This window comes from Chitinophaga sp. SYP-B3965, from assembly GCF_009647655.1.
GTDB lineage: Bacteria > Bacteroidota > Bacteroidia > Chitinophagales > Chitinophagaceae > Chitinophaga.
This window is the reverse complement of sequence record NZ_WJFD01000001.1, coordinates 1,875,505-1,891,438: the sequence shown is the minus strand read 5'-3', so window position 1 is coordinate 1,891,438 and position 15,934 is coordinate 1,875,505. Positions and strand designations below refer to the sequence as shown.

General features: G+C 48.3%; 12 protein-coding genes. 4 read left to right on the top strand and 8 right to left on the bottom strand.

All coding sequences use genetic code 11. The features are described from left to right. Nucleotides 1-4: 4 nt before the first annotated feature. From GFS24_RS07305 to GFS24_RS07285, 5 genes are read right to left on the bottom strand one after another with little or no spacing between them, the layout of a single operon-like run. Nucleotides 5-1,414, bottom strand: coding sequence for a DHA2 family efflux MFS transporter permease subunit (locus tag GFS24_RS07305; protein WP_153658916.1), 1,410 nt, complete (start codon nucleotides 1,412-1,414; stop codon nucleotides 5-7). Next, the gene (locus GFS24_RS07300) at nucleotides 1,411-2,646 is read right to left on the bottom strand and encodes an ABC transporter permease (protein WP_153658915.1); all 1,236 of its coding nucleotides are present in this window, start codon (nucleotides 2,644-2,646) and stop codon (nucleotides 1,411-1,413) included. The genes GFS24_RS07305 and GFS24_RS07300 overlap by 4 nt, the downstream gene beginning before the upstream one ends. Then, nucleotides 2,633-3,805, bottom strand: a complete 1,173-nt coding sequence (locus GFS24_RS07295; protein ID WP_153658914.1) for an ABC transporter permease — start codon at nucleotides 3,803-3,805, stop codon at nucleotides 2,633-2,635. The genes GFS24_RS07300 and GFS24_RS07295 overlap by 14 nt, the downstream gene beginning before the upstream one ends. Then, nucleotides 3,802-4,791, bottom strand: coding sequence for an HlyD family secretion protein (locus GFS24_RS07290; RefSeq protein ID WP_153658913.1), 990 nt, complete (start codon nucleotides 4,789-4,791; stop codon nucleotides 3,802-3,804). The genes GFS24_RS07295 and GFS24_RS07290 overlap by 4 nt, the downstream gene beginning before the upstream one ends. Further along, the gene (locus tag GFS24_RS07285; protein WP_153658912.1) at nucleotides 4,788-6,230 is read right to left on the bottom strand and encodes a TolC family protein; all 1,443 of its coding nucleotides are present in this window, start codon (nucleotides 6,228-6,230) and stop codon (nucleotides 4,788-4,790) included. The genes GFS24_RS07290 and GFS24_RS07285 overlap by 4 nt, the downstream gene beginning before the upstream one ends. A gap of 109 nt (nucleotides 6,231-6,339) precedes the next feature. On the opposite strand from GFS24_RS07285, the gene GFS24_RS07280 reads away from it, so the two are divergent. After that, nucleotides 6,340-6,744 carry a hypothetical protein gene (locus GFS24_RS07280; RefSeq protein ID WP_153658911.1) on the top strand — a complete coding sequence of 135 codons (405 nt, stop codon included), beginning with the start codon at nucleotides 6,340-6,342 and terminating at the stop codon, nucleotides 6,742-6,744. A 14-nt stretch (nucleotides 6,745-6,758) separates the two neighbouring features. Here GFS24_RS07280 and GFS24_RS07275 read toward each other — a convergent pair whose 3' ends face one another. After that, entirely contained in the window at nucleotides 6,759-9,680 is a 2,922-nt protein-coding gene (locus GFS24_RS07275; RefSeq protein WP_153658910.1) for an FAD-binding and (Fe-S)-binding domain-containing protein, read from the bottom strand. Nucleotides 9,681-9,712: 32 nt separating this feature from the next. Further along, nucleotides 9,713-10,609: a DUF72 domain-containing protein gene (locus GFS24_RS07270; RefSeq protein ID WP_153658909.1), complete on the bottom strand. Its 897-nt coding sequence runs from the start codon at nucleotides 10,607-10,609 to the stop codon at nucleotides 9,713-9,715. A gap of 123 nt (nucleotides 10,610-10,732) precedes the next feature. Here GFS24_RS07270 and GFS24_RS07265 point away from each other — a divergent pair, with 123 nt between their 5' ends. The 3 genes from GFS24_RS07265 to GFS24_RS07255 are packed head-to-tail and all read left to right on the top strand — an operon-like array spanning nucleotide 10,733 to nucleotide 14,937. Continuing rightward, complete coding sequence (locus GFS24_RS07265; protein WP_153658908.1) at nucleotides 10,733-12,148, top strand: glycogen synthase; 1,416 nt, start codon at nucleotides 10,733-10,735, stop codon at nucleotides 12,146-12,148. A gap of 10 nt (nucleotides 12,149-12,158) precedes the next feature. After that, nucleotides 12,159-13,436, top strand: coding sequence for a glucose-1-phosphate adenylyltransferase (locus tag GFS24_RS07260; RefSeq protein ID WP_153658907.1), 1,278 nt, complete (start codon nucleotides 12,159-12,161; stop codon nucleotides 13,434-13,436). Nucleotides 13,437-13,473: 37 nt separating this feature from the next. Then, nucleotides 13,474-14,937, top strand: a complete 1,464-nt coding sequence (locus GFS24_RS07255) for a glycoside hydrolase family 130 protein (protein ID WP_153658906.1) — start codon at nucleotides 13,474-13,476, stop codon at nucleotides 14,935-14,937. Here GFS24_RS07255 and GFS24_RS07250 read toward each other — a convergent pair. After that, on the bottom strand, nucleotides 14,924-15,934 hold the full coding sequence (locus GFS24_RS07250; RefSeq protein WP_153658905.1) for a glycosyltransferase family 4 protein: 1,011 nt from the start codon (nucleotides 15,932-15,934) through the stop codon (nucleotides 14,924-14,926). The two genes, GFS24_RS07255 and GFS24_RS07250, sit on opposite strands and share 14 nt — an antisense overlap.

Sequence of the window (15,934 nt, the reverse complement as noted above, 5' to 3'; positions counted from 1 at the left end):
TTTTTTAGGCTACGGGCACCTCTGCTACTTTAGCTGCTTTCCGGGGCGAAAGGAAGAAGGCCGGAAACATGGCCAGCGCCAGTAATCCTGCCGCCACATAAAATCCATATTGCAGTGCCTGGTGTTCTGCTATTGCTTCCAGGTAACCTTTCCCCACAAAGTGTTCATGCACGCGCTGGTGTACAACGGATAAAATGGCCACGCCTACCGCGCCGCTTACCTGCAACACAAGGCTGTTCAGACTTGCGGCTTGTGTGACATCAGATGGCTTCACGGAATTCACCACAGATACGGTGAGCGGGGTTACCAGGCAGCCCAGGCCAATACCACGGATCAGCATGGCGGTGATGATAATGGCAGTGCTGCTGCCCAGGTCCAGCCTGCCGAAAAGGATCATGGTCGTGATCAGTAAAACGAGGCCCGTTACGATGATCGCACGTGGGTTATGATTATCTACCCATCTGCCGGAAAGGGGCATCATGATAGCCAGTGTTAAAGAGGCGGGCAGGAGCAGTAAACCGGCCTGCATTTCTTCATAACCCATATGGCGCTGGAGTAAAAAGGGCAGGAGGAACACACCACCGAATAAAGCGGCCGAGCGCGCGGAAGTAACCAGCAGCGCAGATACTAACTGCACATTGGCAAAGAGCCGGATATCGAAGATGCCGTTGCGGCGTTTCCTTTCCCAGATGATGAACCCGATAATAGATATTAACGCCACGGCAAAGTAGGCGATGAAACCCCAAAGCGTATCGCTGTCTTTTTGCAGCCTGGAAATACCCAGTTGCAGGGTGACCAGGAAAATAGTGAGCATGATAAAACCGGGGGTATCAAAAGGCAACTGTACTTTCTTTTGCGAACGCAGGAAACCCATGTACCGGAAGCTCATGCCAATGGCTGCCAAACCAATGGGCACATTGATGTAAAAGATGGAAGGCCATCCCAGGTGTTGGGTGAGGATGCCGCCCAATGTAGGACCTAATGCAGGGCCGAGTACAACACCGAGCCCCCACCATCCGAGCATCTTTCCTCTTTCATTGGCAGGGAATACAAAACTGAGTATAGCCATCACCGTGGGGGTGAGGGCGCCGCCGCCAATGGCTTGTATCACGCGGCTGATCACGAGCCATTCCAGGCTGGTGGATAAACTGCATAACAGGGAACCAAAGGTGAAAATGCTGAGGCTCATAACATACAGGGCAAAGAACCCAATACGGTCTTTGAGCCAGTTGGTGAGCGGCATGAATACAGAGAAAGCCATCATATAGGCGGTAACTACCCATTGTACTTCGTCCAGGCGGCAGTTGAACTGGTCCTGCATAACGGGGAGGGATATATTTACAATGCTGGAATCAATAGCTGCCATGATGGTTCCGAGCATGAGTGTGATCAGTATGCCTGCTTTTGATCTCATGATTGAAGCTTCCTCATTTTAATTAAGCAGATAAAGGTATAAAAAAGCCAGAGGGCAATGAGATGGAATAATTCCGGGAGGCGGTCTGAAATGTGTGCGCCTTGTTGTACGATACCCTGGTATAAGGAAAGAAAAGGTGTGATAGGCAGTATCCCGGAAACTACTTTCAAAGCATCCGGTAGTTGCTGAATAGGCCAGGTGTAACCGGTGATGAGGAAAATAGGATAAGTACTGAAAGCCATCAGCTGCGTGCATAATAGTTGTGAACGGAATAACAGGCCTATGAAGACGCCCATGGGGATGAGGGATAGCAGGAATAATGCGGTAACAATGGCAAGCTCCCATGGATTACCCAGGAGTTTGAGGTCCAGCACGCCAAAGTTGACGGTAAGGAAGAAGAAGGCGTAACAGCTGAAGAGGATGAAGTAGAAGAGGCCTTTGCCGTAGAGGGCTATGGAGAGGTTTTTTCCGGCAACCTGCATCCAAGTGCCCAGAGATGGGTTTTTTATTTTGGGAGGGGTTTTCTTTTCAAAAGAGGCCCCAGTTTTTTCCTGAAAAGAGGGCCCCTTTTTTTTCTCAAAAAAAACACCCCCTCTCTGCCTTTCCGCTGCAACTCCGCCAGCCAAACCCAATAACAAAGTCTGCTGCAAGATCATAGCCAATAACCCCGGCAGGAGAAAAGTCCCATAATCCGTTCTGTTATTAAAAAGCGGCCGGAAATCCGGCTTTACGGGCATCACTTCCTGCATAGAAGCCTCCGTATTCATCCCTTTCTTTTGCAGGTACTGCAAACGTACCCCAGCCCCCACAGTTAACCCCACCTGCGTAATAGTCCCCATCACATCACTGGAAGGCAGAAAGCGCGCAGCATTCACCGCTAATACCATATCCGCCTGCTGCAGGGACAGTACCTTTTTCTCCATCCCTTTCTGAATGTATAAAAACCCCTGCACCTCTCCACGCAACATCTTTTCCCTGGCACTGGAAAGATCAGTGATAGTAGCAACCTGCACCATCTGTGTATTATTGATCTGTTGGATCATTAAACGGGATAAGCCGGAGTGATCTTCATCCACTACAGCAATGGGCACTTCTTCCTCTGTTTTGTAGGAATAAATACTGCCGTAGAAGAAGGCGTATAGCAAAGGTGCAATGAGGAGTGTAAGCAGCAGGCTATGGTCTTTAGCCACCAGCTGCACCTCGCGGAGTAATAAAGATCTAAACTGCCGCATATCTCACTGATTTATTCAACCGTATCTGTAAAAAGAACACAGCAATGAAAAAAGTAAAGCCGATGAAAAGTAATAACCGCGTGATCTCCGGCATGGCATACCGCAAAGGCAACTCCATGAAATAGAGCTTAAAGAAAGCATCCAGGAAAGGCGTATAAGGCATCAGGCTGGCATAATACTGATCATACCAGGGCATCCCCCAGCGGGGAAATGTAAACCCACTGAACACGAATGCCGGCGAAGTATAGAACAACCCCGCATCCAGCGACAGCATCACATCACTCGCTATCACAGAAACCATCAGGCCAATACCGATGCAGGCCAGTGATAGTAAGTTGAATAACAGGAATAACTGCGGCAGCGTGCCCGGATGGCTTAAAGAAAAGAAGGGAAAGATCACCCCCGTCATCAACACAAAGTTCACCCAGGAGGTAGTAAGGTGTGCAATGGTTTTACCCGTAATGATCAACCCTGCGCTACCAGAAGCAGTAACCCGCAGGGATTCCATCGTACCTTCTTTCCATTCCTGGTTAATGATCAGCACCGCCACCATGATGATCATCATTTGCAACGCCACCGTGATCAGGCCGGGTACGAGGTAATGCTGGTAGTTATAAGTAGGATTGTATAATGGATATACGGTGAGGCTCACCGGCATAATAAGTGCCATGGCCTTCTCTGCAGGCATGCCGGTCTTCATGAACTTTTGCAGGTTCACGCCGGAGCCTGCCGTGATGATCACAGTAGAGGCATCTTTATAAATCAATTTCCCCGGCACAAGAGAAGCCGCATTGGTATAAATAGTAACACTCACAGGATGGCGACTTTTAATATCCCTTTCCATGCCTTTAGGAAAATGAATAGCGCCAATGATCTTTTGCTCTTGCATACGCTGCTCCAGTTCCGTCTGACTGCCTACCTGTTCCGTGATGTGAATACTGGCCGTTTGTTCCAGCAGAAAAGTGATCTGCCGGGAAATGGGGGAGTGGTCTTCATCCCAGATGGCAACGGGCAGATCTTCTGCCTGTTGTTTGTTGTAGATGAATGCATAGAAAAAGAAAAGGAGGGGAGGGATCACCAGCAGCACAAGGTTATGCTCCGGGCGGGTGAGAATGCGTTTCCATTCCCGCAGGGTGATCTGTGCGAGGGCCTTTATCATGGCATTATCAGGGCTGCGGTCATACCCGGCCGGAGGCCTTGTATAGCGGTTACATCAACAGGTTTGCATTCTACAGTGAAAGTGCGCAGTTCAAATTTCCCTTTCTCTTTCACCGGTACCCAGTTGGCAAATTCCAGGGAAGGCGCTACGGCGGAAACATATACTTCAAACTCTTCCGGCTGGCAGCCCGGTGCTTTCACGCGGGCTTTGGCACCCAGCGGTAAAGCACCGGCTTTATCCTGCCGGATATTGAAGCGGATGAAATAAGATAAGTTCTTCTGCAATGTCATCATGGGATAACCAATGCTCACGATCTCTCCTTCATGGATCACTAAGGAAGAAATGATACCATCTGCGGGTGCGTAGATGCGTGTGTTATCTGTGAGTGCTTTGGTGAGTTCATATCCTTGTTCCGCCTGTTTTAAGATAGCAGCGGCGGTTTGGATGATCTCCGGTTGCGTGCCTTTTTCCAGCATTTCCTGGTTGAGCCTGGCAATTTCCATTTCTTTTTTTGCAGCCTGGAATTTAAAATAGATGAGGTCTTTTTCTGTGCCGGATATCACGCTGTCGTTATACAGGCGTTCCATGCGCTGGTATGTTTTCTGTGCGAGGTTATATTGTTCCTGTGCAATGTTGTAGAGGTTGCCTGCATTTTTGATGATCTCCGGCCGCGCGCCCTTTTGCAATAATTTAACCTGTGAGGATGCGGCTTCTATAGCGGCCTCTGCCTGGCGGCGGATGGCATTGATCTCTGTGGTTCTTAATACGCCTAATAGCTGGCCTTGTTTTACCGTGTCGCCGCTTTCTACCAGCAGCGTATCCAGCCTGCCGGGGAATTCTGCGGCTACGTCTACATAGGAAGCATCCACCATACCCAGGAAAGTGTTCTCATTACTGGAAGGGTTGCGCATAAGGAACAGGAGCGCAATCAGCAGGATGATGACGGGGATGAGCAATGCCCAGTATTGTGAGAAGAATTTTTTCATTGTAGCAGCGTAGTGATTTGTTGAGGTGTTCCAAGAATGTTATAATATTCCGCAGCTGCCAGCAGGTAGCCGAACAGCGCGGTGTAATAAGCTTTGCCTATTTCTTCTTCTAAAAGCAGCGCATCATTTACATCTTTCACGGAAGAGAGCTGGTTGGATAATCTTTCCTGTATCTGTGCTGTGGTGAGCTGTGCCTGTTCTCTGGCCTGTGAGAGGGATTGCATATCCCTTTCCAATACTGTTACTTTATTCCTTACTACTGCGGCGCCTGCTTCCAGCATAGCCTGTGTATTATCCGTGGCGATCTTTACTTCGTCTACCAGTAACTGCGTGGCCTTTACTTTTTTCTGATGAGAGAATCCGCTGAACAGCGTCCATTGCATTTCCACGCCTACCAGCCAGGGCGGTGTGGTGATGGGAAGATCGCGTTGATAAAGATTGAGGCTGGCAATACCAAAGATATTGGGCAGTGAAAGTGATTTGCTGGCTTTCACCGTACTTTCTGCAAGCGCCGTTTTACTGGCTACTGCTTTGTAAGTAGGATTGCCTTTATAGAATTCAGCCGGAGGAAAGATAGCATTCAGTTGTTTATAATGCAGTGTATCCGTGATGGTGAGTACCGTATCCTGTGGTAATTGCATGAGGCGTTTCAGTTCCACCATGGAATTGATCTTTTCCAATGCGAGGTTTTGATGGCGGGAGCGTGCGAAAGTAAGTGCAACAGTAGCCCAGTTCCTTTGATAAGGCGGTATGATCTCATTATCCACCAGTGAAGTAGCAAAACGTTCATTGCGTTCCATGGAGGCCACGATCCTTTCCTGGGAAAGTAATACCGCATTGAGATATAACACACGTATGTAAGCGGCAGCCAATAAGAAGTCCATTTGCTTTTCCACCAGTTCCACATTCACGATGCCGGATTCATATTCTGCTTTTGCAATATCACGGGCGGTGGCGAGTTTGCCGCCGAGATAAATGGGCTGCCGCAAACCCAATGCGGCGGTGAAGTATTGCTGTTTGCTGAGCGGTGGATTATAATTGGGATAAACCGTATTGATGATGCCTTTGGTAGTATTATAGATCCCTTCCTGCACAGGTTGGGGAAGCGGATTGCCGGTGATCTGCTGGTACACGGAATTGGCGGTGGATACGCTTTGTTGTGATGATCCTTCTACAATACCATTCTTCACCTGTTGCAGGTTGATCTCGATGGGCCTGCTGAGATAATTATACCCTGCCAGCAGATCAACTTTCGGGAAGTAGGTGCTTTGCTCTGATTTGAGCTGGTACTGCCTGGCCTGCAGGGAGCGTCGGGCCTGCTCTACCGCGAGATTCTTATTCCTGGCTATGCGGAAACAATCAGCCAGGCTCAGTTCTCCGGATTGTGCAATAGCCGGGGTACAGGCTATTAAACATGTTAGTAGGATATATGGGTTCATATTCAGGATATTAACGTCCCCCCGGCGGAATTGTTCGTCTAATTCACATATTTATGTGAGTGGCGTAACATGCAGATACACGTAATTTTGCCAATTAAACCCCATTCTGATGTTTAGGAAATTATGCCTGTTTTTAGTCATTTTTACAGCCTGCAAAAAAGACCCCGCAAAGCCCAAATTACTCTCTGGTACCTGGCAGGGCAGATACGGTAATATAAATTCACCTGATCCGGGCGATACCGCATTCGGTCCGCTCACTGCCATGTATACGATCGATTTTAGAGATAACGGTACCATGACCGTATACGACGGCCGTAAGGAAGATGCATCATTAATGGCGCATGGTATCTATAGCCTGAAGAACGGGGAACTGTTTGGTGAATATACCTATGTGCGTGGCTCTACCAGCACTTTTTCCTTACAGGCAATCCTGCACAAGCCGGACAGCTTAGCCGGCATCTGGCGTATAGGTTCCTGGGGATCTACAGGCGGTAAGTTCTTTCTGAAAAAATAAAGAAGAAGCATTGGTTAAACCAATGCTTCATATAATATTTCAACCGGGTGTTTTGCTTTTGCACCGGTACCATCTTTGATCTGATGCCTGCAACTGGTGCCCGGTGCTGCTATCAGCGTTCCCTCTTCAGCACTGCGCACTGCAGGGAATAATACCAGTTCCCCGATCTGGGCAGAGATCTCGAAATGTTCTTTCTCATACCCGAAAGATCCCGCCATGCCACAGCATCCGGAAGGGATCACTTCTACGGTATAACCCTCCGGCAGGCTCAGCATCTTTTTGCTGTGCAGTACACTGGATAATGCTTTCTGCTGGCAATGTCCATGCAGTTTAATATGTTGTTTGCTGCCTTTGAACATATCTTTTTTGATATGCCCCAGGTCAATCTCTTTGGAAATAAATTCATCGATCAGCAGTACGTTCTTCGCCAGCATCTTAGCGGTATCGCGCAGATTTTCTCCTACAAGGTCCGGGTATTCATCCCTGAAACTTAAGATGGCGGAAGGCTCTATACCTATCAAAGGCGCTTCTCCTGTAATGATGTTACTGAATAAACGCACGTTCTTTTCCGCGATCACTTTCGCTTTTCTTAAGAATCCTTTAGAAAGCAAGGCCCGCGCACTTTCCGGATGTTCCACCGGGATCACTTCATATCCTAATTTGCGCAACAGGTTCACCGCTTTGATACCAACATAGGTATCATTGTAATTGGTGAACTCATCCACGAAGAGATGTACTTTCCGTGTTTGCACACCCTGTTGCGGATTTTCACGCAGCCACTTCCGCAATGTTTTCTTTTCCAGCGTAGGCATGGAACGATCTGGTGCAAAGCCAATGATCTTTTTGATCAGTTTGGAAGTGAACGGTGTTGTAACAAGCCAGTTGTAAATGCCGGGTGTAATGGCAGCGAGGCTGGTCATCATCCGGAAGTTACCGATCAGCCAGGTACGCATGGGCACGCCATTCGCATCATGATAATGCTGCAGGAACTCCATCTTCAGTTTAGCCACATCCACATTGGAAGGACATTCTGATTTGCAGCCCTTGCAAGCCAGGCAGAGATCTAATACTTCATAGATCTCTTTATGATCAAACTTATTTTCTTTAGTAGAATGTGTGAGGAATTCACGGAGGATGTTAGCCCTTGCACGGGTAGTATCCTTTTCATTGCGGGTGGCCATGTAACTCGGGCACATGGTGCCGCCGCTCAGTTCTGTTTTGCGGCAATCCCCGGAACCGTTGCATTGCTCTGCGTGTTGCAGGATGGTCTGCTGCGGAAAATGGAATACCGTTTTCAGGTCCGGCGCTTTCTTGCCTGGTTCGTAACGCAGGAAGCTGTTCATGGAAGGCGTATCTACGATCTTGTGCGGATTGAAGATATTCTCCGGGTCCCAGGTATATTTTACTTCCCTTAATAACTGGTAGTTCTTTTCACCGATCATCTGCTGAATGAACTCACCACGCAAACGGCCATCTCCATGTTCTCCGCTGAGGGAGCCATGGTACTTCTTTACGAGGATGGCTATCTCTTCCGCAATAGTCCTGAATAACTGGTTGCCTTCTACTGTTTTCAGGTTGATGATTGGGCGAAGGTGAATTTCCCCACTACCTGCATGCGCGTAATGCACAGCGTACAGGTTATGTTTCTTCAATACTTCATTGAAGTCTGCAATAAAATCAGGCAGGTCTTCCACCGCTACCGCAGTATCTTCAATAACCGGCACTGCCTTTTCATCGCCGGGCAGGTTGCTGAGTAATCCTAAACCTGCTTTACGCAGCGTCCAGATCTTTTTGGTATCGTCACCAAACAGCAGGGGGAAGTGATAGCCTAAACCGGCTTCTTCCATGGCTGCTTTCATCTGGTTGGCAATAGCCGTGATCTCTTCCCGGTTATCCCTGCAAAACTCTACCACGAGGATAGCGCCGGGATCACCGAGTACAAAGAAGCGGTTTTTGCTTTGTTCGATATTATCTTTTGTGCATTCCAGTATGTAATGATCTATCAACTCGCTGGCGCTGGGTTTAAAGCGCATGGCAATGATATTGGCCCGCAGGGATTCGTCGATGGAGTTGAAATGTACACACATCAATCCTGTTTCCTTTGGCGGCAGCGGGGATATATTCAGTTTGATCTCTGTCAGAAATGCGAGGGTGCCTTCTGAACCTGCTATCAGTTTGCAGAAGTTAAAGTCTTCCTGGCCAGCCGTGAAAGGAGCGCTTTCCAGCAGCATATCCACCGCATAACCTGTATTCCGGCGCAGGATGGAAGGTTTGGGGAATTGCCTGCGGATCTCACTTTGGTTATCCGCATTGCCCAGTGTTCTCCTGATCTGCCGGTAAATGGTGGTTTCCAGGCTATCGTCTGTTGCTTCACATTTTGCATGGAATGCATCCGGGGAAAGGGTAGAGAAAGTAGCTTCAGACCCATCGCTCAGGATGGTGTTCACGGAAAGCAGATGCTCCCGGGTACTGCCATATACCACAGAATTGGAACCGCAGGAGTTATTCCCTACCATCCCGCCGATCATAGCGCGGTTGGCGGTAGATGTTTCCGGTCCAAAATAAAAGCCGTATGGTTTCAGGAAGTAATTGAGTTCATCGCGGATCACGCCGGGTTGCACCCGTACCCAATGTTCCTCTGTATTGATCTCCAGGATGGACGTGAATTTCCTCGATACGTCCACAATGATCCCATTTCCAACCACCTGACCGGCCAGCGAGGTACCCGCTGTTCTCGGGATCAGGGAAGTCTTATGTTCCCGGGCAAACCGGATAAGGGTCTTGATATCGTCAGTATCCTCCGGGATAGCTACTGCCAAAGGCATTTCGCGGTAAGCAGAAGCATCAGTGGCATAAAGGGTACGCATTGTATCATCCAGGTACAGCTCACCCCGTAATTCCCGGCTCAGCTGTACCAGCTTTTCACGCTTGATCATAATGGTGCGAAAATAATATTTAAACGCGTGACTTAAAAGAGTGTATTATCCCGGTGAATAACAGGTTTAGTCAGTTTAAGCCCGGAAGCCGCTTCCAGCTTGCTTGCGAGATAAATGCTCATTTCCGGGACTGCCACATCATCATGCATGTGCAGGAAGAAATAGATCTCTTCCAGCCCGTTTTCCAGCCAGAAGTGCAGGCGGTTCACCCAATCATCTGCCCGTACATAATCTGTAGGATGTAAACCATTGCCCACAAAACGGATGAATGCTTTAGGAATGGGGAGGTGCATATGCGCACAATCCCTCCGCCCGGCGGTATCTGTGATCACCAGGCCAATACTCAGCTGCCGGAGCGTATTGTATAGTTCCACCGGGTTGATGAACCATTCCGGGTGGCGCAGTTCCACAAAGAAGGTAAGATCGGTGGGAAGGGAAGCCAGGTAATTAAAGAGCTGATCTTTGCGGGCAGGAGAGAACTGCTCGCCTACCTGTAAAAAGATAGGCCCCAGGTGTTCTTCAAAAGCGGCAACGCCTTCCAGGAAAGCCGTGGTAGGTTCTTTAGTATTCACCAGGTTGCTGTAATGACTAATACTTTGCGGGAATTTGGGGCAGAAGCGGAAATCACGGCCCTTTACTTTCTCTGCCCATTTGCGGATAGTTTCCGGCGGATAGATCTTATAATGCGTGGCATTTAACTCCACGCTGTTATAATGTTTGGCATATACTTCCAGGAAATCCTTTTCTTTGGTGCCTTTTGGAAAAACACTGCCTACCCAGTCTTTCCGGTTCCAGCTGGTGGCGCCGAGATGAAAGGAAGGCTTCAATGCCGGCTTGCCGGACAGCACACCCTGGTTGAAAACCGGTTCTGCAGGGAGTTTGAAGTCGATGTCGTTTAATAAGGCCAGGTCTAAGCGTCCGAATTGCATGTTGTTAAAGTATTATATTTTCACCAACTGAGAGTGTACCATTTGATCTTTGTTTATCAATATTTTAGCCATCCCTTTGTAATCTGGCTTTTCCGGTTTAAATTATAAACGAATATTAAAAGCATGGAGATCTTACACGTAAGCGCGGAGTGTTATCCGGTGGCAAAAGTAGGTGGTTTGGGCGATGTAGTGGGCGCCCTGCCCAAATATCAGCAGGAGGCAGGAACAATTGCCAAAGTAGTGATGCCCGCATACCGCACGGCGTTCCGGGAAGCACATACTTATGAACTGGTGCACCAGGGCGGTTTATGGCTGGGGCATGCATGGTTTCATTTCAATGTATGGAAAGAAGACTCCAATGAACTGGGCTTTGATCTTTACCAGGTGGATATCCCGGGTTTACTGGATACCCCCGGTGTGTATGGATACATGAATGACACAGAACGTTTCCTGGCATTCCAGGTAGCGGTGCTGGACTGGCTCAATGAATGGCAGCATCAACCGGATGTGATCCATTGCCACGATCATCATGCCGGCCTGATCCCTTTCCTCGTCCGCTTCGGTTACAAATACAGCAGGCTGCGGGATATTGCTACTGTGATCACCATTCACAATGCACAATACCAGGGCCAGTTTGGATGGGATAAACTATTCCTCATTCCTTCCTTCGACCTCTGGAAGAGCGGCATGCTGGACTGGGGCGGCAGTATCAACCCACTGGCCTCTGCTATCAAATGCGCCTGGCGGGTAAATACCGTTTCGCCCAGTTATATGGAAGAACTCTTCCATAGTGCCAACGGACTGGAAGCACTGCTAAGCACAGAAAGGAGTAAAGCCACAGGGATTCTGAACGGCATTGACGACAAAGTATGGAACCCCGGCAAAGACACCATGATCGCGGCAAAGTACACCACGAGCACCCAGCTGAAAGGAAAGAAGGCAAATAAGCAGCATTTATGCGAAACCTTCAAACTGGATCCTGAACTGCCTTTGTTCGTATTCATTGGCAGGCTGGTAGGTGATAAAGGAGCAGACCTGCTGCCGGAGATCATCGGCCGTTCCCTGTTTGAAAACCCCGGTGCATTAAATTTTCTGATCTTAGGCAGCGGAGATGCACATACGGAATGGATGTTGCAGCAAACAAGGCAATATGCCGGCGAAAACTTTAACGTTTACATTGGTTATAATGAGACGTTGTCTCATCAGCTATATGCAGGAGCCGACTTTTTACTGATGCCTTCCCGCGTGGAACCCTGCGGCCTCAACCAGATGTACGCCATGCGGTACGGCACAATACCCATTGTACGTACTACAGGCGGCCTGAAAGATACCGTCATCGACTTTGGCGATGAAGATGGTTTTGGGATCCGTTTTTATCATGCCAGCGTGGGGGATGTGTGTCACGCTATCAGCAGGGCGTTGGAATTATTCCACACCAAAACCAAATTTTCAAAGATCAGGAAAACGATCATGCAGCTGGATCATTCCTGGGATAAAGCAGCGCAACAATACTTAGATCTATATACCAGCCTAAAATAAAATATACGTTATGTCTAACGCAGTGATCTCAATCATCCTTGGGGGAGGAGCCGGTACGCGGCTGTACCCGCTGACCCGCAGCCGTTCCAAGCCCGCAGTACCCGTAGCAGGGAAGTACCGCCTCGTGGATATCCCCATTTCAAATTGCCTGAATGCCGATCTGCATCGTATCTTCGTGCTGACGCAATTCAATTCTGCTTCGCTCAACAAGCATATCAAAAACACTTATCAGTTCTCTCATTTCAGTAAAGCTTTTGTAGATATCCTGGCTGCAGAACAGACGCCTGACAACCCTACGTGGTTCCAGGGCACTGCGGATGCTGTACGCCAGACCCTGCGCCACCTGGAGAATTTTGAGTTTGAATATGCGCTGATCCTCTCCGGGGACCAGCTATACCAGATGGACTTCCGGGAAATGATCAAGCACCATATTGATAATGGCGCAGATATTTCCATTGCCACCATCCCGGTGAATGCAAAGGATGCTACGGACTTTGGCATCCTGAAAACAAATGAGGAGAACTTCATCACTTCATTTATAGAGAAGCCAAAGAAGGAACTTTTGCCGGACTGGTCATCTGTTGTAAGCCCGGAAATGCAAAGAGAAGGAAGGGAGTACCTGGCTTCCATGGGTATTTACATCTTTAACAAACAGTTATTATTTGACCTGTTGGCCGCTTCGCCGGAAGCATCAGATTTTGGCAAAGAGATCATCCCTAATTCTATTGACGAGCACAAGGTGCTCAGTTTCCAATATGAAGGTTACTGGACAGATATCGGGAACATTTCTTCCTTCTTTGAAGCCAATCTTGGCCTCACAGACGATATCCCGCAGTTCAACCTGTTTGATGACCATAAAACGATCTTCTCCCGCGCCCGTATGTTACCACCAGCCAAGATCTCCGGTACTACATTGGAGAAAACGGTGATAGCAGATGGCTGCATCATTAATGCCAGTCGTTTGGAGCGTTGTGTAGTGGGCATCCGTACCCGTATTGGCAAAGGCACTACCATCAGTAACAGTTACCTGATGGGGAATGATATTTACCAGACGCTGGATGAGATCAATAACGCACGGAGTAAAGGCCGCCCGCCTATCGGCATTGGGGACCGCTGTTTTATTAATAATACCATCATTGATAAAAATGCCTGCATTGGAAACGACGTAAGGATCAATGGCGGCAAGCATATGGCAGATGGAGATTTTGAAAAGTACACCGTGAAAGATGGCATTGTAGTTGTGAAGAAAGGTGCGGTACTCCCGGATGGTTTTGAATGCCTCGCATAGGCCACCGGGTTGATTTGTTATTGATTAAACCAAGTATATGCGATTATCTATCGAAAGACAGGCAACAAAGATCACCCCGGACCTTAAACGCGTGGTAGCACGGTTTTTTTTTAACGGGGATGCAAGAGCGAAAGGAATTATTTTGAAGGTTTTGGAAATGTCTGAAGTAGAAGTAGATATTACCATTACGCCTATACTAAGGGATTTCTCCAAACGTCATCGTAACATCACCCGCATTTTTGAACGGCATGCAGAGAAGCTGCGTAATCTCTTCCTGGCGTTGAACATTGATTACAGCACAGTAGAATATAAAAAGAAACTGCTGATCGGTTCCTTCTTCACCAATGAATTCTCTATTGAATCCGCCGCTTTCTTTAATCCTTCCATTGTGGAGGATGTGGATCAGAGCGGACTGGAAGATGGCGAAAAACGGGTGATCATGAGTTTCCGCGCAGTAGGGGAAGGGCACGTTTCTTCCATTGTTTTCCGCCGTGGCCTGATAGACAGGAACAACGATGTAACCTTTGTGCCAGCCGGTAATTATGTGGATGAACCAGAGATCATCCGTAATGCTGTTTACCACAAGGAAACGTTTTTCCAGAATGCTGTTTCCATCAGGCTGCCGGATTCTGTGCTCAGCGAGATCAAGAGCATGTTGCAGGATACCTTTGAGTATGTGGCCCTGAAACAGGCCATCCGGGAAATGCAGCAACGTTACCAGGTGGATCATTTGCTGAAAAGGAACCTGGAACGGCTGTTATGGCTGGGAGATTCTTACTACGACATTAACTTTTCACTGGATACCGATATTTCTGACCGGGTGATCTTCCCTTATTCCGAAGCAGAAAGCAGGGGGATAGAAGATGCACGGTTTGTGAAGTACACCGGGGATACAAGCGGGGTTACCTATTATGCTACTTACACAGCATTTGATGGTATTACCATTCAGCCCAAACTGCTGCAAACGCGTGACTTTTACAGTTTCAAGATCATGCCGCTGTATGGAGAAGGCGCACAGAATAAGAACCTGGCGCTGTTCCCGCGTAAGATCAATGGCAAATACGCCATGGTATCCCGCATAGACGGGATCAACAATTACATCATGTATTCCGATAAGATAAATGTATGGGAGAACCCGCAGATCCTGCAAACACCTAAGTATCCCTGGGAGTTTGTGCAGATAGGGAATTGCGGCTCTCCGATAGAAACACCGGAAGGATGGTTGCTGCTCACACACGGTGTGGGGCCCATGCGTACTTACTGCCTGGGTATGACGCTGCTGGATCTGGAAAACCCGACCATTGAACTGGGCCGGTTGAAGGAACCGCTGATCGTTCCCAATAAGGATGAGAGAGAAGGGTATGTACCCAATGTACTGTATTCCTGCGGCTCACTGATCCATAATGATGAATTGATCATCCCTTATGGTTTATCTGATTACGCCTCTTCTTTTGCTACGGTAAACCTGGCCAAACTGCTGGAAAAGATCAAAGAAGGTTAAGCGATTCATAGATCCGCACATAATCCTTCACCATCTTTTGCATACTGAATTGTTCCATAGACCATTTTCTACACGCTGCCCGGCTTATTTCGGGCAGCGTTTTTATTTTCTCCGCTGCCTCATTCAGGTCATTCACCAGGTAACCGGTTTCTCCGTTGATGATCAGTTCCGGCATAGAACCCCTGCGGTAAGCGATCACGGGTGTGCCGCACATCATGGCCTCTGCCACACTTAAACCAAACGGCTCCTCAAAATAGATAGGATGCAACAATGCTTTCGCTTTTCCCAATAAAGCATTACGCTCTGCCGGGCCTGCGGGGCCAATGTACTTTATCTGCTCGCCATCTAAATGCGGCGCTATTTTCTCTTTAAAGTATCCTTCGTCCTGTACTATACCGGCAATGACTAAACGATGACCTGTTTTCTTTGCTAGCGTGATAGCATCATGCGCACCCTTATGCGGATGGATGCGGCCGAAGAACAGGAGGTAATCATCCGGTGTTTCGTTATAATCAAAACCCGCCGGGTTGATGCCATTGTATACCGTACCTGCATAATTCAGTTCCGCATGGCGGTCTGAATTGCTGATGGATACATAATGATTGATGTCGTTATACCGCTTGTACACCGGGATGATCTGCTCAGAAGAAAAGCCGTGAATGGTGGTGACCATGGGCGTTTTGATCAGCCGGGAATAGGTGAGGGGCAGAAAATCAAAATGATTGTGAATGATGTCGTAATCAGCCGCCTGTTCCATCAGGTAACTGATATGCATACACTCCATTACTTTGGCGTCCTGTGTTTTGTCTTCTTCATATCCTGTAGCACAAATGGCCTTCAACGTACCTTTGGTCTGCGAGTTGCCCGTGGCAAAGAGTGTTACGTCCCAACCATGGTCTACCAGCCCTTCCGCTACGTTAGAGGCCATTTGCTCCCAGGGACCGTAGTGCTCCGGCGGAGTACGCCAGGCTACGGGGGAGAGTATTGCAATCTTCAT